Raw genomic sequence first — 18,001 nt, 5'->3', positions numbered from 1 at the left:
TACCCGCCGCGTACAATTGTGGAAGTGGACCGCTTGAACCAAGACGACATCGTCGAAGTTGAAGGTACGTTCTATGCGCCTGAAGCGACCAACAACGCCTCTGAAAAAGAAGTTAATTAAGAAGCAGGCCTGACTTCGGTAGACATTTCTAAAATGTATGGTTTATTATCGAAATCTTCTTGTTTGCCATGCCGTCTTCTGCCGCATTTTGCGGCGGAGGGCGGCTTTTTGGCGTTGCTTTTCCTCCGGAAGCTAATCTTCGTGATCAGGGATTAGAGACCGCGCATCCCGGTTAAGAATCGATATAATGAGAGGAGGAGAAGTGATGAGGGGATTTCGCATGAAGAAAATCGCTCAGACCGCAGTGCTGACTTTGGCCGCTGCCGGACTGATTGTGCCGCTCGCAGCAGTTCCATCAGAGGCTCTGGCTGCAAAGCCCGATCCCACTGTGTACATAAACGGGAGAATAACGTCGGGAGATGTACTGGTCCGCAATGGCGTTACTTATTTGACGCTGACTGATCTTCGGGCGCTCGGCAGCTACACCTTTCGATATGATAAAACCCGGCGTACGGTGACCATTAAAGATGGGAGAGAAAACGACACGTATGTGCTGACGCTTGGCAGCGCGAATGCCAGACAAAACGGGGAAACTATCCGTATGAATGCCGCACCGCTGCTCTACGGAAACAAGACCATGATCCCTGTCCGAGCCGCCGCCGATCTGTTCGATGCCGAGCTGCAGTGGGATCAAAATGGCAACCGAGTGATGCTAACCAAAGAAAATGAATCCGGAAGCGGAGGTTCGACAACGATGCCTTCCCGGCCATTCCAGCCTCCAGTGTCGCCACCGGGCCCTTCCGGTCCAACCGTTCCGACACCGCCCAAGCCGCCAACGCTGCGATAATGAAAGGCTGCCAAATTAAAGACCGCCTCAATTCGGTTTATTCCGAATTGAGGCGGTCTTTTGGGTGAGCAAGAAGCGGTTTGTTTTGAATGCTAAGTTTGAATGTCAATTTGAATATCAAATAGGAACAAAAAAGGCTCTCCCAGAGGGAGAGCCTTTACTTTTACGTCCCAGGAGGGATTCGAACCCCCGACCGTGCGCTTAGAAGGCGCATGCTCTATCCAACTGAGCTACTGGGACAAGAAGTGAAAAACAGAACAGAAATTAATATATCATAAATGCTTGGTTAGTGCAAGTTTTTTTAGAAAAAACCTCTTCAATAAATAACGAGATATTTTTCTTACATCTTATGCTTTTTAATTCCGCTTTTTCACTTCAAGCGCAAGGGTAATGAATATGATATAATTTAGCCTCATAAAGATCTTGCGAGCGGAAGCTGGCTGGACGCTAAGGAGGGGTGACCTATCGATCCCACACACAAAAAAGGCAAAGGCGGCGTTGTTCTGCTGCCAAAAACGCTGGATCATTACCAGAAGCAGATTACCCGGTTGTTGGAAACCGAGCGTTACGGCGAAGCGATAGAGACACTGGAATTTCTGCTTGGCTGCGAAGGACAGAACGAGCAGCGGCGGGAAGAATGGAACACGCTGCTCGAATGGCTTCGTGTTGCTTTTCCGGGCGGTGCCACAGATGCTTATAACAATGAGGCGGTATTGGCTGGGCAAGAGGTGGAGAGCGAAGCGCAGGCGCTTAGACGGCGTACGTTGGAGAAGAAGCAAGAGAACGAAGGCTATGAACGTGAGCTTCTCCAAAGAGCAATGGAGCAGCCGCTGACAGAGCGGGGACAGATTGCCATGGAACAGCTGGCGTACCTTGACGATCCCGAGACGGATGTCCGGCTAAAGCATTGGTTGGAGACCGGAGACCTGCATCCGCTGATTCAATTTCGTGTGCTTCAGACCCTGAAGCGCCGAGGTGTTTCGGGGGTAATTCCCATGCTGCGCGACGGAATCCCGCTGGAGCTGGAGATCGAACGAACCCCGTTGGAACCGGCGGACTTCCCGCCTGCGGTAGACGAGGTACTGGAGCGGGTCGCCGATCAAGCAGACAGCGGCGATCCCTCGCTGTTTTATTTCGCACGCGAGCTGTGGATGCAGTTTATGATGGCGGCTTACGGAACAGCCGACTACGTTAACCTGGTCCGAGGCGAAGAAAGCGAATTGGATGCCTGGGCTGCAGCTTTGCATGCCCAAGCATCCGAAACCCTGGAAGGGGCAGGCCGGGCGGAACAAATCCGTGAGGCTTACGGTATTACGGGGGAGCTGCGTTTTCGCTGTGAACGGGCAGAACGGTCTCTCCGGGTATTCTCTCGCGGAGGCTCGAAACGATAAGGGACGGAAAACTGGTTGTTTTTTTGACAGAAAGCCTCCCCTTTGGCGCTGTATCGGCATCGACGCTTGAAATCCGTAGGGAATTTGGTTATGATGGAATGGTTATTGCGAACGTGGAAGTAGTATGATAAATTCACTTACTGATAGCTAATTGTTGGAGGGGAATACTTAATATGAAAGCAAGTTGGGAAAAAACGGAGAAGAACCTTGGTGTTCTTGAAGTCGAAGTAGAAGCGGAACGCGTAGCGTCTGCGCTTGATAAAGCATTTCAAAAGGTCGTAAAGAAAGCCAGCGTTCCGGGCTTCCGCAAAGGCAAAGTGCCGCGGTCTATTTTTGAAGCTCGCTTTGGCGTAGAAAGTCTGTACAATGATGCAATTGATATTTTGCTGCCAGAAGCTTATGGCGAAGCAGTAGAAGAAGCTGGGATCTTCCCAGTTGATCGTCCTGAAATCGATATCGAGCAGTTCGGCAAAGGCCAGTCGCTGAAATTCAAAGCGAAAGTTACGGTTAAACCGGAAGTGAAACTGGGCGAATACAAAGGCGTGGAAGTGCCTGTATCCGAAATCAGCGTAACGGACGAAGAAATCGCATCCGAACTGGAACGTCTGCAAAGCCGCCATGCCGAGCTGATCGTCGTAGACGAAGAAGCGGCAGCTAACGGCGACACAGTATCCATCGATTTCGACGGATACGTAGGCGACGAAGCTTTCGAAGGCGGAAAAGCAGAGAACTATTCTCTGGAACTGGGATCGGGTTCGTTCATTCCTGGATTTGAAGAGCAGGTTGTCGGAATGTCCACAGGCGATTCGAAGGACGTTACCGTAACATTCCCGGAAGCTTACCATGCTGCCGAACTGGCTGGCAAAGAAGCTGTCTTCAAAGTAAAACTGCATGAAATCAAGCGCAAACAGCTTCCTGAGCTGGACGACGAGTTCGCCAAAGACGTAAGCGAATTTGAAACGTTGGAAGAGTACAAGGAAGATCTGAAAAAACAAATCACCGACCGCAAACAAAACGAAAGCAACGCAGCGCGTGAAAACGCAGTTGTTGAAGCCGTAGCAGCAAATGCGGAAGTTGAAGTTCCGGAAGCAATGGTTGAAAGCGAAGTTGAGAACATGATGCGCGACTTCGACAACCGTCTGCGCCAACAAGGCATGAATTTGGAAATGTACACAAGCTTCTCCGGTCAAACGGCTGAAGATCTGCGTGAACAGATGAAGTCCGATGCCGAGAAACGCGTACGCAACAACCTGGTACTGGAAGCGATCGCGAAGGATGCAAACATTTCGGCTTCCGAAGAGGATGTTGAAAAAGAATTGCAGACGATGGCTGACATGTACAAACGCAGCGTAGAGGAAATTCGCGGCATCCTGGGAGCGAACGGTTCGCTTTCCGGATTGAACGACGAAATTACTCTGCGCAAAACAATCGAGTTCCTGCTGGAAAACAGTAAGGAAGTTGCGGTTTCGGCCGAAGAGTCTGCCGAGTAATAGGCAAAAGCGAATAGCTTGACTTGCATAGGCAAGGCACGTATGATCTTATGCGTGCCTTGTCCTTTTGTTTTTTTATGCAAAAATCAGGTTTTCTTCATTGGGTTTCGGCCCAGTGTGTGAATTGTTTCGCTGAAAAATGACATTGGCATTTGAAAATGGTAAACTAGAAGAGTACGATAAAAGCAAAGTCGATCAAGATCAATTTGCTTTAAGATAATGCCCTGATGAAAGAGAGGTTGATCGCATGAATTTAGTCCCTACAGTTATTGAATCAACGAGCCGCGGTGAGCGTTCTTACGATATTTATTCGAGACTGCTCAAGGACCGGATTATTTTGCTTGGCGATGCGATCGACGATCATGTAGCCAATCTGATCATCGCTCAACTGCTGTTTTTGGCAGCGGAAGATCCCGAGAAAGACATCTATTTGTACATTAATTCCCCCGGTGGTTCTGTAACTGCGGGCATGGGTATATATGATACAATGCAATACATTAAGCCGGATGTATCCACGATCTGTGTTGGTATGGCGGCAAGCATGGGATCACTTCTGCTGACGGCCGGAGCACCGGGTAAGCGCTTTGCGCTTCCGAACAGCGAAGTCATGATTCACCAGCCGCTTGGCGGTGTCAGCGGTCAAGCTTCGGACATTTTGATTCATACAGATTGGATCATCAAGACCAAGCGGAAGCTGAACCAGATTTATGTGGATACGACAGGTCAGCCCCTTGAGAAAATCGAGCGGGACACAGACCGCGACTTCTTCATGAGTGCCGAAGAAGCGAAGTCTTATGGACTGATCGACAAAATTCTTGAGCGACCGATTAATTCTTAAACCTCGAAGGGGTGGTTAGATGTTTAAATTTAATGAAGAAAAAGGTCAGCTGAAGTGCTCCTTCTGTGGTAAAACGCAGGAGCAAGTACGCAAGCTGGTTGCCGGACCCGGCGTATACATCTGTGATGAATGCATCGAACTGTGCACGGAGATTGTCGAAGAAGAACTGGGCCATGAAGAAGAAGTAGATCTGAAAGATATTCCTAAGCCTCAGGAAATCCGCGCAATTCTCGACCAGTATGTTATCGGTCAGGAACAAGCGAAAAAATCGCTGTCCGTTGCCGTGTACAATCACTATAAGCGCGTAAATGCGCAGAGCAAGTCGGAAGACGTCGAATTGTCGAAGAGTAACATTATGCTGATCGGACCTACAGGTTCGGGTAAAACGCTGCTTGCGCAGACGATGGCCCGTATTCTGAATGTTCCGTTTGCCATTGCGGATGCGACTTCCCTTACGGAAGCCGGCTATGTCGGCGAAGACGTAGAGAACATTCTGCTCAAACTGATTCAAGCTGCCGATTACGATGTGGAAAAAGCCGAACGCGGCATTATCTATATCGATGAAATCGATAAAGTAGCCCGCAAGTCAGAGAATCCTTCGATTACGCGCGATGTATCGGGTGAAGGCGTACAGCAGGCCCTGTTGAAAATTCTTGAGGGTACTGTCGCTTCCGTTCCTCCGCAGGGCGGACGCAAACACCCACATCAGGAATTTATCCAGATCGATACAACAAACATTCTGTTCATCTGCGGCGGAGCCTTTGATGGTCTTGAGCAGCTGATCAAGCGTCGTATCGGCAAAAAAGTCATCGGCTTCAATGCGGAAGGCGAAGGTCAACGCGAGCTTAAAGCAGGCGAATACCTGATGATGGCACTTCCGGAGGATCTGCTCAAGTTCGGTCTTATTCCGGAGTTTGTAGGCCGTCTGCCGGTTATCTCGACTCTGGCTCCGCTGGACGAAGAGACATTGGTTCGTATCCTGTCCGAGCCGAAAAACGCTCTGACCAAGCAGTATAAGAAGCTGCTTGAAATGGACAACGTTAATCTGGTCTTCGAAGATGCGGCACTGCTTGCTATTGCGGAAGAAGCGATCAAGCGCAACACGGGTGCCCGTGGTCTGAGAGCGATCATTGAGGGACTGATGCTCGACGTCATGTATGAAGTGCCTTCGCGCGACGATGTGACAGAATGTGTCATTACCGAGAAAGTCGTCAAGGAAAAGGTTGTTCCGGAACTTGGCGCCAAAGATAAAAAGCGGGAAGAGAGCGCCTAAGGCTCTCTCTTCGGTCACATAGGTCTCCTGCCGAGCCGGTCAACCTACATGGTTTGGCCGGTTTGCTGTGAGTATGGGGAAGTCGAGAGGACTTTGAAAGCTGCACTGCGCGTCTATTGCAGACGCTATCTTGCTTGTTCCGATTTGGAGGTCGAATGAAATGTATTTAAGACATCAGACACGGCCCGTAAAAGTGGGCAACCTGGTTATTGGCGGCAGCGATGAAGTTATTATTCAGAGCATGTGCACCACCAAGACGGCCGATGTGGAAGCGACGGTTGCAGAAATTCTTCGTCTGGAAGAAGCAGGCTGCCAGGTCGTACGCGTCACCGTCAACAACGATGAAGCGGCGGATGCGATCAAGGAAATCAAAAAGCGTATTCATATTCCTCTCGTTGCGGATATTCACTTTAACTATAAGCTGGCGTTGAAAGCGATCGAGAACGGCATTGATAAAGTCCGGATCAACCCGGGCAATATCGGCAAGCGCGAGAAAGTCGAAGCTGTCGTTAAGGCGTGCAAAGAAAAAGGGATTCCGATCCGGATCGGGGTTAATGCCGGTTCGCTCGAAAATCATCTTCTTGAAAAATACGGTTATCCTACAGCGGATGCGATGGTCGAAAGTGCCTTGTTCCATATCGGTATCCTGGAGGAACTTGATTTCCACGATATCATCGTCTCGCTGAAAGCGTCCGATGTACCGATGGCTATTGAAGCTTACGGAAAAGCGGCACAAGTGATTCCGTATCCGCTGCATCTCGGAATTACCGAAGCGGGCACGCTGCATGCCGGTACGATCAAGAGCTCTGCCGGCATCGGTGCACTATTGTCTATGGGGATCGGTTCAACGGTCCGTATCTCGCTCAGCGCCGATCCGGTTGAAGAAGTTAAGGTAGCCCGCGAGCTGCTGAAGACTTTCGGTCTGATTACCAATGCGGCAACACTTGTATCATGCCCAACCTGCGGACGTCTCGATATCGACCTCTTCTCGATTGCGAACGAAGTCGAAGAGTATATTTCCAAGATCAAAGTTCCGATTAAGGTATCGGTCTTGGGATGCGCAGTTAACGGACCGGGTGAAGCCCGCGAAGCGGATATCGGCATTGCCGGCGCGAGAGGCGAAGGCCTGCTGTTCCGCTACGGGAAGATGATCCGGAAGGTACCGGAAGAGATTATGGTTGAAGAACTGAAAAAAGAAATCGATGCAATTGTAGTGGCGTACGAAGCGACGGGGAAAATTCCGGGGCGAGAAGAGCGTCATCAACCGAAAGCGTCGAAAATAGAAGCGGAAGCTGCACAGTAAGGCGGCGGAAGCATGCAATACAGGCGGCATGCGGGATAAACCCGGCAGGCCGCCTTTTTTCACAGGAGCCGTTTAACCTTTCTGTTTTGCGGGGCGAAGCGGCAGTATGCTACACTGAACTCACGCGTAAGTGCCGCATGCCGTTTATTATATTGAGCGCATTCAATTTGGCTCGCTCAACGTATCATGCGCGATAAGCCTTTTGGGGGTGTGGAAACGATGGGATTGAACAAACAGAAAAACCGCCGTTTTCCGTTGCTTCCTTTGCGGGGACTGCTCGTCTATCCGAGTATGGTGCTTCATTTGGATGTCGGACGGGAACGATCGGTCAAAGCATTGGAAAAGGCAATGGTCGACGATCATTTGATTCTTCTCTGCTCGCAGTCCGAGGTGAATATCGAGGAACCGGCGCAGGATGATATATTCCGAATGGGTACGGTAGCAAAAGTCAGACAGATGCTCAAGCTGCCTAACGGCACGATCCGAGTGTTGGTAGAGGGCCTGGAACGGGCGGAAGTGTTGGGGTACGTTGAGGAAAACACAGAGTTCTACGAAGTGTATGCCCGAGAACTTCAGGAGCCCAATACGGAAGATCCAGAAGTTGATGCATTGATGCGCACCGTGCTGACTCAATTTGAGCATTACATCAATCTGTCCAAAAAAGTAACGCCGGAAACGCTGGCTGCCGTATCAGATATCGATGAACCAGGGCGTCTGGCGGACGTCATCACCAGCCATCTTCCGCTCAAGATCAAGGACAAGCAGGCGATTTTGGAAACCGTACCTTTTCGTCCGCGTTTGGAAAAGCTGCTTGATCTGCTCAACAACGAGCGCGAAGTGCTGGAGCTGGAGCGCAAAATTGGCCAGCGTGTGAAGAAGCAGATGGAGAAGACGCAGAAGGAGTATTACCTGCGCGAACAAATGAAGGCGATTCAAAAAGAGCTTGGCGAAAAAGAAGGACGGGCCGGGGAGGTCGAAGAACTGCGGGAGCAGTTGGAGAATGGCGAATTCCCCGAGAAAGTCTACGAACGTATCAAAAAAGAAATCGATCGGCTGGAGCGTATGCCGACAAGCGCTGCAGAAGGAAGCATTATCCGCGGCTATGTCGATTGGCTGCTTGCTCTTCCATGGGGTAAAGAAACCGAGGATGTATTGGATATTACCCGGGCTGAGGAGATCCTCAACGAAGATCACTATGGCCTGGAGAAGCCGAAGGAGCGTGTGCTGGAATATCTGGCCGTACAGCAGCTCGTTAAGAAGCTGAAGGGACCTATTCTCTGTCTGGTAGGACCTCCAGGCGTCGGTAAAACGTCGTTGGCCCGTTCGATTGCCCGTTCGCTGGGTCGTGAATTTGTACGCGTTTCGTTGGGTGGGGTGCGTGACGAAGCGGAAATCCGCGGTCACCGCCGGACTTACGTAGGCGCCATGCCGGGACGTATTCTCCAGGGTATGCGGACAGCAGGCAGCTCAAATCCAGTATTTTTGCTCGACGAGATCGACAAAATGGCTTCGGACTTCCGCGGCGATCCGTCTGCGGCGCTGCTTGAAGTACTTGATCCCGAGCAGAATAATACGTTCAGTGACCATTTTGTTGAACTTCCTTACGATTTGTCCAAAGTGATGTTTGTGACGACGGCCAATATGCTGCAGGGCATTCCGAGACCGCTGCTTGATCGAATGGAGATCTTAAATATTCCGGGGTATACAGAGCTGGAAAAGCTGGAAATCTCCGATCGCTATCTGCTGCCTAAGCAGAAGCGCGAGCACGGTTTGAGCGAAGAACAGCTGAATCTGCCGCAGGAAGGACTGCTGCAGATTATTCGCCAGTATACACGCGAGTCGGGCGTTCGTAATCTGGAACAGCAAATTGCGGCAATCTGCCGAAAGGCAGCCAAGCGGCTTGTATCCGGAGAGAGCGAACGAATCGAAGTAACTGCGGATTCGTTGAAAGACTATCTCGGTAATGCGAAATTCCGTTATGGGCTTGCCGAAGCGGAAGACCAGGTAGGAAGTGCAACAGGGCTGGCCTGGACGGAAGTTGGTGGCGAAACGTTAACGATCGAAGTCAGCGTTCTGCCGGGCAGCGGTAAATTGACGTTAACCGGCAAACTGGGCGATGTGATGAAGGAATCCGCTCAAGCGGCATTCAGTTACACACGTTCTCGGGCAGATCAGCTTGGGATTGACGGCAGCTTCTATGAGAAGAACGATGTGCATATTCATATTCCAGAGGGCGCTGTGCCGAAGGATGGGCCGTCAGCGGGGATAACGCTGGCGACTGCGCTGATCTCAGCGCTCACGGGCCGGGCTGTATCCAAGGACGTGGCAATGACTGGAGAAGTGACGCTGCGCGGGCGAGTGCTGCCGATTGGCGGGCTCAAAGAGAAGTCGCTCGCTGCACATCGTGCAGGGTACAAGAAAGTGCTGCTTCCAATGGATAACGAGCGCGACCTTCGGGATATTCCCGAAAGTGTAAAAGAAGCCATAGAGTTTGTACCGGTCTCTCATATGGACGAAGTGCTGGAGCATGCGCTGACACCTGAAGTGATTGAGCCGCCTGCGGCGGAAGCATCCGAGTTTCAAGCAAAAACGCATTAAAATTATGGCGATTGGGGCATTTCGATGATCGGAGCCCCGATCGATCCCAGAAGCTACAAGGGTTGCGGGGAGATTCTTCCGAGAATGGCCCCGCGAAATCCGGGAGAGGAATTTTTAAATCATGAATGTTACAAGTTCGGAATTCAAGCTCAGCGCCGTCGGACCGGCGCAGTACCCTGAGGATGGCCTGCCGGAGATTGCACTGGCCGGACGTTCCAATGTAGGCAAGTCGTCGTTGATCAATCGTTTGCTGCGGCGTAAAAACCTGGCGCGAACCAGTTCTGTACCCGGAAAGACGCAGCATATGAATTATTATCTGATTAACCAATCGTTCTTTTTTGTCGACTTTCCCGGCTACGGTTTTGCCAAGGTGTCGAAGCAGCAGCGCGAAGTATGGGGACAGATGATCGAACGCTACATGCTGGAGCGCGAAACGCTGAAGCTTGTGCTGATGGTAGTCGATCTTCGTCATCCGCCGAGCAAAGACGATATTATGATGTACGAATGGTTGACTCATTATGATCGCCCGATTTGCGTGGTGACGACCAAAGCCGACAAAGTGCCCAAGACCCGCTGGCAAAAGCACGCCAAAGTCATCAAGCAGGATTTGGGCATGCGTCCGGGAGATCCGTTTGTCATGTTCTCTTCGGAAACCGATATGGGCAAAGAAGAATTGTGGACGATTATTGAAGGTTACTTGGGCACACTGAAGACGCTTGAAGAGCGTGCGGTCGAAGCTGAAGAGGCGGCTGGTGAAGAAGAAAACGGTGAAGAGATCGGTTACGAAACAGAAATGGAAGAATAAAAGAGCAATTGGGAGCGAAAAGAAATAAAACGCTTTCAAAAACGGTTTAACAGCTTTGAATCGGCGAATATGCAGGGTAGACGGTTCCGCTAGTGGAGCCGTCTTTTTGCGTGGAATGGGTATAATAGTAATAAACTTCTTTGCCCATTCTGAGGAATCGAGGAGAACGCCATGGCGCAGCGATTAGCTACAGAATTTGTGAAAGCCCGTTTACTGCTGCCGGAAAGCCAAATGTCGAAATTCATTCAGCATATTCAAGATCCGCATGTTCATCATCGTGTTCGGATACTGGATAACGGAAGCCGTGAGATTGTGCTTGAAGATGAGAACGGTGAGGCAGCGAATCTGCCGCTTGATCGTTATCGCAACCTTTTTGTTTGCGAGCTCTCTTTTCGTCTCAGCAATCCCCGTCTGACCTCTCTCATCCGAAGACTGTTTGTTGCGTTCAAAGGAGACGGTATGGTTCGACGGATTTATCCGGGCTTCGTCATGCTCGATTTCTACGCGGAAGGTGCGGTACGTCGCATTATCGAATTGAATGCCGGCACAAGCCGGTTGGTGTTCGAACATCGCGATCAGATCCCGGAGCTTGAATATCGCTTCCGGTCAACCGATATTGAAAGGGAGATCGAGCGTATCCGTGCACGAGTGGATTTGCTGCTCGACTGCAGATTATCGGCTGTGGAAGCCGCAGAGATTATGGGCATCGATAAGCTGCTGCACGAAGAGTGCAGACGTTTATTTATATTGGAAGCGTGAATCAGCGGTTAAGCTTCGCTAAACATTCATAAACATTTCATTTAATTTGCCAAAATGAATCAAAGTGTTGTGATATACTTTATATAGTTTCCAGTTCAACATTCCAGTAACTACTCAGTAGCAATTTCAGATCAGGCGGTGAACTTTTTATGCACATCATGGTAGTCGGGTTGAATTACCGAACAGCTCCAGTCGACATCAGAGAACGGTTTACCATTGCGGAACAGGACCTTTCGGAGGCGCTGTGTCGGCTGAAAGAAACGAAAAGCGTCCTTGAAGGCGTTATTGTGGGGACCTGCAACCGGACCGAGTTGTACGTCGTAGTGGACCGGCTGCACATGTGCGCTTTTTATATTCGCAATTTCATGGAGCAGTGGTTCGGTATTCCCAAAGCCGATTTTACACAGCACCTTTATATGCACGAAGACGAGCGAGCGGTTGAACACTTGATGAAAGTAGTCTGCGGACTCGATTCGATGGTGCTTGGCGAGACGCAGATTCTCGGTCAGGTTAAGCAGGCGTTTTTGACTGCTCAAGCCGAGAAAGCGACCGGTACGTGGTTTAATATGCTCTTCAAACAGGCCGTCACATTGGGCAAGCGTGCTCATTCGGAGACGTCAATCGGTGAAAATGCCGTTTCGGTCAGCTATGCGGCGATTGAACTCGGCAAGCGGATTTTTGGTATGTTTACAGATAAAAAAGTACTGATCCTCGGCGCGGGAAAAATGAGCGAGCTGACGGTCAAGCATCTATATTCGAGTGGAGCGGCACAGGTGATCGTCGCCAACCGTACGTTGGAGAAGGCGCGTGAACTTGCGTTCAAATTCAATGGTATTCCCTGTACGCTGGACGAAGGCGTCGCCATGCTTGGGGAAGTCGACATTGTGATCAGTTCTACTGGAGCTTCGGACTATGTGCTGACTCGTGAGCAGGTGAAGGCTCTGTCGGCGGCAAGACGTTCGCGTCCGCTGTTTATGATCGACATCGCTGTGCCGCGTAATATCGATCCCAAGATTGCCGAACTTCCCGGCGTGTTCCTGTATGATATCGACGACCTGGAAGGCATTGTAGAAAGCAACATGGAGCTTCGTCGTGCCGAAGCAGTCAAGATTGAGCGGATGATCGCGCAGGAATCGGACCAATTCTACGGTTGGTTGAAGACGCTGGGTGTACGTCCGGTGATTCGCGCCCTGCAGGATAAAGCAACCGATATTCATCAAGAAACGCTCGAAAGTCTGTTCAACAAGCTGCCGGAGCTCGATGAGCGCCAGCGCAAAGTCATCGGTCGATTGATGAAGAGCGTAGCCAATCAGATGATGCACGATCCGATCAATCGGGTCAAAGAGATGGCGGCGGAGCGGGATGGTGCCGAAGCTCTCGATATGTTCACAAAGATTTTCGCATTGGAATCGAGGCTGGAAGAAGCTGAGCCGTCCAAAACAAAGGAAGCGGTAAAATCGACTGCGGACAATCCTGTTTTCAATCTGCGTTCGGCAGTCCTCTAGGCGGGTGAACGGCATGCTGCTGCTTGCGAGTTTAATTGAGTTAATGATTTACATTTATGCCCTGAGCCTTCTGTTCTATTTCTCCGACTGCGTAAGCCGCAGCGTGAGATCCCGGCGGATCGGCACAGGGCTTCTTGGTTTTACAGCACTGCTGCAGTTCTCGGTTATTATCGTACGTGTTGTACTTGAAGGCCGGATACCGCTTTTCTCCGTATATGACTTTTTGTTCTTGTTTGTTTTTGTACTGACAGCGGCAGGTTTTGGGCTTGCACTGACGCAAAAAGCGGAATTTGTTGTCCTGCTGCTCGGCATTGTTGGTTTTACAGCCAGTGTGCTAAACGAGTTTTGGTTTCCGGTCGGCGAGCATGCCGAACACATTGGCTATACCCAGCAGCTGCTGCTGATTTTGCATGTGGTACTGGCGAATCTCAGCCTTGTGGCGTTGACGATTGCGGCCGTATTCGGCATTCTTTATCTCTTTTTATATGCGATGCTTAAGAAAAAGAAATGGAATGACACGATTCGGCGGCTGCCAAGTCTTGAACAAACAGAGCGCTGGGCGCATGTATCCGTACTTACGGGAACGCCGCTGCTGATTGTGTCTCTGTTGGTCGCATTTTTGCTGATTGTGGCACAGAAGCGCTGGGAAATGCTGCTTGACGTGAAAGGGATCACGACTTTTGCGGCGCTTTCGGTTTACGGATTGTATTTTATGCTGAAGCGCACGCGCAAGTATTCCGGTTTTTCAATTGCAAAGTGGACGTTGGTCGGTTATGCGCTCGTCATTATCAACCTGCTGAGCAACGCATTTTCCGAGTATCACAAGTGGAATGGGGGCTGAGCAGCGTTGACGGAGTATATGCCAATTATGCTGGATGTACGGGAGATGAAGGTGCTGCTTGTCGGCGGCGGGAAAATTGCGGGCCGTAAGGCGGGACAGTTGGTCGCTGCCGGCGCGGATCTTACCGTGATCAGTCCTCATGCGGGGTCCGATATTTTGAAAATGGAGGAAGCCGGACAGCTGCGATGGATCAGACGGGAAGCTTCGGAAGAAGATATTTCGGATTACCGGATTATCTACGCAGCCAGCGGCGACGAGGCATTGAACGAACGTTTGGCTGAGGCGGCGCACCGGGTGGGAACGCTTGTGAATGTGGCCAGCCGCGCTCAGGCAGGGAATTTTATTCATCCGGCCGTACTGCGGAGAGGAAGATTGATTGTAGCGGCTTCGACCTCCGGAGCCGGGCCTTCCGCAGCGTCTGCGCTGATTCGGGAACTCGACGAACGTTTCGGCGAAGAATACGAAACGTACGCCGAGTTTCTTTATTTTATGCGCTGCAAGGTCAGAGAAACCGTGGATGAACCGGAAATTCGGCATCGTTTGATGCGAAAACTGACGGAAACCGATATACTGAACCAGATTAGACAAGACAGATTCGTGCCGTGGAGCGATATAGAGGCTGCCGCATGGATTGCGAGAGAGCGGGAGGAGTAGTGGGATGCGTACAATTATAGTAGGATCGAGACAAAGTGCACTGGCTTTGACTCAGACGAATCAGGTCATTGCGGCACTGGAAGAATTGGCAGGCGAATTGAACCTGGACGTTTGTTTCGAGGTGAAAAAGATTGTAACCAAAGGCGACCGGATTCTTGATGTTACCCTGTCCAAAGTTGGCGGCAAAGGGCTGTTTGTAAAAGAAATTGAACAAGCTTTGCTTGATGGAGAGATCGACATGGCGGTGCACAGCATGAAAGATATGCCTTCCGTGCTGCCGGAAGGATTGATCAACGGTGCCGTGCCGCTGCGCCAAGACCCGCGCGATTGTCTGATTTCCCGCGAAGGCGTCGATTTGGACGGTCTTCCCCTTGGGGCGAAAGTCGGTACAAGCAGCCTGCGTCGTTCCAGTCAGCTTCTGGCTTACCGGCCGGATTTGAAGTTGGATTGGATTCGGGGCAATATCGATTCCCGTCTGCGCAAGCTGGAGACCGAAGGGTTCGACGCCATTCTGCTAGCTGCCGCCGGTCTTAAACGGATGGGCTGGGAAGATCGGATTACCTCCTATATTCCTGTAGATGTCTGCCTTCCGGCCGTTGGTCAGGGGGCGCTCGGCATCGAATGCCGCGAGAACGATCATGAGCTGCTGGAGCTTCTCGGCCGTTATCAGGATGGAGATACAGCTCGTACCGTAGCGGCCGAACGTTCGCTGCTGGCTTCGCTCAATGGAGGCTGTCAGGTACCGATCGGCGCTTATGCTGTATTGAGCGAAGACAGACAATCGGTCCATCTCACAGGTATGGTCGGCAAGCCTGACGGTAGCCTGCTGCTGAAAGAGTCTGCAAGCGGAACTGATCCCGAAGCGCTGGGACGTGAAGTTGCCCGTATGCTGGCGGATAAGGGTGCGGACGAGATTCTCGAACAGGCAAGGGGCTGAGCGTATTGTTGAAGGGAAAAGTCTATTTGGTCGGAGCAGGTCCTGGGGATGCGAAGCTTATTACGCTCAAAGGACTGGAGTGCATCAAGAAAGCGGATGTTATCGTATATGATCGCTTGGCAAGCCCACGCCTATTGCGGCAGATGAAGCCCGGCGCACGTAAAATCTACGTCGGCAAGCGAACAGAGCGCCATACAATGAAGCAGGAAGACATCAACAAACTGCTGGTTGAATTGGCGCTCGAAGGTCATATCGTGGTTCGACTTAAAGGTGGAGACCCCACCGTATTCGGACGTGTCGGAGAAGAAGCTGAAGAACTGCGCAAACATGATATCGAATACGAGATCGTACCGGGCATTACCTCTTCGATTGCTGTTCCCGCTTATGCTGGTATCCCGGTAACGCACCGGAATATCGCTTCATCGTTCTCCGTTATTACAGGACATGAGCATCCTGATAAAATGGACAAAATGATTAAATGGGATAAAGTGACGAACGCGACGGGGACATTGGTATTCATGATGGGCGTTGCACAAATTGGACATATTTCAGCGCAGTTGTTGAAGCACGGCCGTCCGGCTTCGACGCCTGTGGCACTGATCCGTTGGGGTACGCGTGCCGAACAGGAGACACTGGTCGGCACGCTTGAAGACATTGCGGATAAAGTTGCCGAACGCGACTTCAAACCGCCGGCTGTCATTGTGGTCGGCGATGTGGTCGGTCAGCGGGAACGGCTGCAGTGGGCGGAGCAGATGCCGCTGTTCGGTCGTCGTATTCTTGTTACGCGTGCGCGCAGTCAGGCCAGCGAGTTGGTTGACCGGATTGAGGAGCTTGGCGGAGAACCATACGAATTTCCGGTCATCGAGACAATTATGCCGGAAGGCGAGGACAAACTTCGTCCGATCCGCGAAGCTTTTGATGCGATTGAAAGCTATGACTGGCTGTTTTTCACCAGCGTTAACGGCGTCGAATACTTTTTCCGCCACCTGGACAACGAAGGCATGGACGTCCGCTCGCTGCATCGCGCGCGTATCGCGGCTGTCGGTCCGGCAACGATTGAGGCTTTGAGAGCGCGAGGTATTCGCAGCGAAGCGCCGCCGGAGCAGTTCGATGCGGAAGGCATGATCGCGGCTTACGGCGAGCACCTGCTTGCCGGTCAGCGTGCTCTGCTTCCAAGAGGCGACCTGGCGCGCGGTTGGCTGCCGGAGACGCTGCGGAGCCGGGGGCTGAACGTTACAGAGCTGGATACTTACGAGACGATTTTGACCGGGGAAGACGATGAGGAACTGCTGGATCTACTGCAGGACGGCAAGATTCACGCAGTGACTTTTACCAGCTCGTCGACTGTGCGCAATCTGCTAACTGTTCTGAAGCGTATGGGCGAAGAGAATGCCGTAGAGCTGCTTAACCGGACAGCGATTGCCTGCATAGGCCCGCAAACGGCGAAAACGGCGCAGGAAGCTGGCTTAAACGTCGAATTGATGGCAGAGGAAGCGACAATCGAAGGTTTGATCCGCGTTCTGTGTGATTGGAAAACGGGTAAGTAGAAATGAACGTACCCGGGTCCGCGGACTCGGGATTCTTGATGAAAAAGGGGTCTTTTCACATGGCATTTCCAACAGTCAGACATCGTCGTCTCCGCCGTACGGCGGCTTTGCGCAGTATGGTACGCGAAACGGCGATCAGCGCGGATGATTTTATTATGCCGATCTTCGTTACTTACGGCGAAGGCGTCAAAAACGAAATCGGATCCATGCCGGGTGTATATCAGTTTTCGTTGGATACGCTGCGAGGCGAAGTGGATGAAATTGTGGAACTGGGTATCAAAGCGGTTATTTTGTTCGGTATTCCCGAAACGAAGGACAGCCTGGGAACGGAAGCTTATGCGCAGGACGGAATTATTCAGCAGGCGACACGCAAAATCAAGGGATGGTATCCGGATCTGCTGGTCGTAGCGGATACATGTCTGTGCGAATTTACCGATCACGGTCACTGCGGCATGGTGCATACGTTCGAACGCGACGGCCATATTCACGGTGACGTGCTGAACGACGAATCGCTGGATCTGCTTGTACGTACAGCGGTAGCGCAGGTGGAAGCGGGAGCGGATATTATTGCGCCGTCGAACATGATGGACGGTTATGTTCAGGCGATTCGCGAAGGTCTAGACGCCGCAGGATATGAGCAGATTCCGATTATGGCTTATTCGGTCAAATACGCTTCGGCATTCTATGGTCCGTTCCGCGAAGCTGCCGAATCGACGCCGCAGTTTGGCGACCGCAAAACGTATCAGATGGATCCCGCCAATGCCCTGGAAGCGATCCGCGAAGCGGAAAGCGATGTATTGGAAGGTGCGGATATGCTGATGGTTAAGCCGGCATTGGCTTATATGGACATTATTCGTACAATCAAAAACGAATTTGATCTTCCGCTTGTTGCGTATAACGTCAGCGGCGAATATTCGATGGTCAAAGCAGCTTCGGCCAACGGCTGGGTCAATGAAAAAGGCATCGTACTGGAGCTGTTGACCGGCTTGAAACGCGCGGGAGCGGACATTATTATCACGTATCATTCCAAAGATGCGGCCCGCTGGCTGCGCGAGGAACGGAATTGATCTTTGATCGCATCCTCTGATGAGCAGGGAACAAAAGCGATAAACAAACAATAAATCAACACAAGCCCGCTTCGGCGCGAATTGCG

Annotated in this window: 15 protein-coding genes and 1 tRNA gene; 15 read left to right on the top strand and 1 reads right to left on the bottom strand. The window is 51.3% G+C overall.

Annotated elements, in window-relative coordinates; translation table 11 throughout:
* The first annotated feature begins 325 nt into the window (after positions 1-325).
* Positions 326-907: a copper amine oxidase N-terminal domain-containing protein gene (locus tag F456_RS22460; RefSeq protein ID WP_018977260.1), complete on the top strand. Its 582-nt coding sequence runs from the start codon at positions 326-328 to the stop codon at positions 905-907.
* A gap of 166 nt (positions 908-1,073) precedes the next feature.
* Here F456_RS22460 and F456_RS0111900 read toward each other — a convergent pair.
* A tRNA-Arg gene (locus F456_RS0111900) sits at positions 1,074-1,147 on the bottom strand.
* 308 nt (positions 1,148-1,455) lie between these two features.
* On the opposite strand from F456_RS0111900, the gene F456_RS0111895 reads away from it, so the two are divergent.
* The 14 genes from F456_RS0111895 to hemB all read left to right on the top strand — a co-directional run bounded on the left by F456_RS0111895 (position 1,456) and on the right by hemB (position 17,915).
* Positions 1,456-2,298, top strand: coding sequence for a hypothetical protein (locus F456_RS0111895; RefSeq protein ID WP_018977259.1), 843 nt, complete (start codon positions 1,456-1,458; stop codon positions 2,296-2,298).
* Between the two features lie 173 nt (positions 2,299-2,471).
* Positions 2,472-3,788, top strand: coding sequence for a trigger factor (tig, locus tag F456_RS0111890; RefSeq protein WP_018977258.1), 1,317 nt, complete (start codon positions 2,472-2,474; stop codon positions 3,786-3,788).
* A gap of 247 nt (positions 3,789-4,035) precedes the next feature.
* Complete coding sequence (gene clpP, locus F456_RS0111885; protein WP_018977257.1) at positions 4,036-4,626, top strand: ATP-dependent Clp endopeptidase proteolytic subunit ClpP; 591 nt, start codon at positions 4,036-4,038, stop codon at positions 4,624-4,626.
* A 19-nt stretch (positions 4,627-4,645) separates the two neighbouring features.
* Positions 4,646-5,899: an ATP-dependent protease ATP-binding subunit ClpX gene (gene clpX / locus F456_RS0111880; RefSeq protein WP_018977256.1), complete on the top strand. Its 1,254-nt coding sequence runs from the start codon at positions 4,646-4,648 to the stop codon at positions 5,897-5,899.
* A 160-nt stretch (positions 5,900-6,059) separates the two neighbouring features.
* Positions 6,060-7,202 (top strand): flavodoxin-dependent (E)-4-hydroxy-3-methylbut-2-enyl-diphosphate synthase, encoded by a 1,143-nt coding sequence (gene ispG / locus F456_RS0111875; RefSeq protein WP_018977255.1) that lies wholly within the window; start codon positions 6,060-6,062, stop codon positions 7,200-7,202.
* Between the two features lie 219 nt (positions 7,203-7,421).
* Positions 7,422-9,800, top strand: coding sequence for an endopeptidase La (gene lon / locus F456_RS0111870; RefSeq protein ID WP_018977254.1), 2,379 nt, complete (start codon positions 7,422-7,424; stop codon positions 9,798-9,800).
* Positions 9,801-9,921: 121 nt separating this feature from the next.
* Complete coding sequence (gene yihA / locus F456_RS0111865) at positions 9,922-10,605, top strand: ribosome biogenesis GTP-binding protein YihA/YsxC (RefSeq protein WP_018977253.1); 684 nt, start codon at positions 9,922-9,924, stop codon at positions 10,603-10,605.
* A gap of 171 nt (positions 10,606-10,776) precedes the next feature.
* Positions 10,777-11,364 (top strand): hypothetical protein, encoded by a 588-nt coding sequence (locus tag F456_RS0111860; RefSeq protein WP_018977252.1) that lies wholly within the window; start codon positions 10,777-10,779, stop codon positions 11,362-11,364.
* 149 nt (positions 11,365-11,513) lie between these two features.
* Positions 11,514-12,869 carry a glutamyl-tRNA reductase gene (gene hemA / locus F456_RS0111855; RefSeq protein ID WP_018977251.1) on the top strand — a complete coding sequence of 452 codons (1,356 nt, stop codon included), beginning with the start codon at positions 11,514-11,516 and terminating at the stop codon, positions 12,867-12,869.
* A 13-nt stretch (positions 12,870-12,882) separates the two neighbouring features.
* Entirely contained in the window at positions 12,883-13,710 is an 828-nt protein-coding gene (ccsA, locus tag F456_RS0111850) for a cytochrome c biogenesis protein CcsA (RefSeq protein ID WP_018977250.1), read from the top strand.
* 6 nt (positions 13,711-13,716) lie between these two features.
* Positions 13,717-14,364, top strand: a complete 648-nt coding sequence (locus F456_RS0111845) for a precorrin-2 dehydrogenase/sirohydrochlorin ferrochelatase family protein (protein WP_018977249.1) — start codon at positions 13,717-13,719, stop codon at positions 14,362-14,364.
* Between the two features lie 4 nt (positions 14,365-14,368).
* Entirely contained in the window at positions 14,369-15,301 is a 933-nt protein-coding gene (hemC, locus tag F456_RS0111840; RefSeq protein WP_018977248.1) for a hydroxymethylbilane synthase, read from the top strand.
* Between the two features lie 8 nt (positions 15,302-15,309).
* On the top strand, positions 15,310-16,848 hold the full coding sequence (cobA, locus tag F456_RS0111835; RefSeq protein ID WP_026293838.1) for a uroporphyrinogen-III C-methyltransferase: 1,539 nt from the start codon (positions 15,310-15,312) through the stop codon (positions 16,846-16,848).
* A gap of 59 nt (positions 16,849-16,907) precedes the next feature.
* A complete protein-coding gene (gene hemB / locus F456_RS0111830) occupies positions 16,908-17,915 on the top strand; it encodes a porphobilinogen synthase (RefSeq protein WP_018977246.1) in 1,008 nt (335 codons plus the stop codon).
* Positions 17,916-18,001 lie beyond the last annotated feature (86 nt).

Origin of the sequence: Saccharibacillus kuerlensis DSM 22868, from assembly GCF_000378145.1 — a bacterium.
Taxonomy (GTDB): Bacteria; Bacillota; Bacilli; order Paenibacillales; family Paenibacillaceae; genus Saccharibacillus; species Saccharibacillus kuerlensis.
The sequence above is the reverse complement of the archived record's forward strand: the minus strand, read 5'-3'. Positions and strand labels throughout refer to the sequence as shown.

Coding starts and splice junctions, on each gene's coding strand:
- F456_RS22460 (WP_018977260.1), top strand. CDS start 326: ATGAGGGGATTTCGCATGAAGAAAATCGCTCAGACCGCAGTGCTGACT.
- tig (WP_018977258.1), top strand. CDS start 2,472: ATGAAAGCAAGTTGGGAAAAAACGGAGAAGAACCTTGGTGTTCTTGAA.
- clpP (WP_018977257.1), top strand. CDS start 4,036: ATGAATTTAGTCCCTACAGTTATTGAATCAACGAGCCGCGGTGAGCGT.
- clpX (WP_018977256.1), top strand. CDS start 4,646: ATGTTTAAATTTAATGAAGAAAAAGGTCAGCTGAAGTGCTCCTTCTGT.
- ispG (WP_018977255.1), top strand. CDS start 6,060: ATGTATTTAAGACATCAGACACGGCCCGTAAAAGTGGGCAACCTGGTT.
- lon (WP_018977254.1), top strand. CDS start 7,422: ATGGGATTGAACAAACAGAAAAACCGCCGTTTTCCGTTGCTTCCTTTG.
- yihA (WP_018977253.1), top strand. CDS start 9,922: ATGAATGTTACAAGTTCGGAATTCAAGCTCAGCGCCGTCGGACCGGCG.
- F456_RS0111860 (WP_018977252.1), top strand. CDS start 10,777: ATGGCGCAGCGATTAGCTACAGAATTTGTGAAAGCCCGTTTACTGCTG.
- hemA (WP_018977251.1), top strand. CDS start 11,514: ATGCACATCATGGTAGTCGGGTTGAATTACCGAACAGCTCCAGTCGAC.
- ccsA (WP_018977250.1), top strand. CDS start 12,883: ATGCTGCTGCTTGCGAGTTTAATTGAGTTAATGATTTACATTTATGCC.
- hemC (WP_018977248.1), top strand. CDS start 14,369: ATGCGTACAATTATAGTAGGATCGAGACAAAGTGCACTGGCTTTGACT.
- hemB (WP_018977246.1), top strand. CDS start 16,908: ATGGCATTTCCAACAGTCAGACATCGTCGTCTCCGCCGTACGGCGGCT.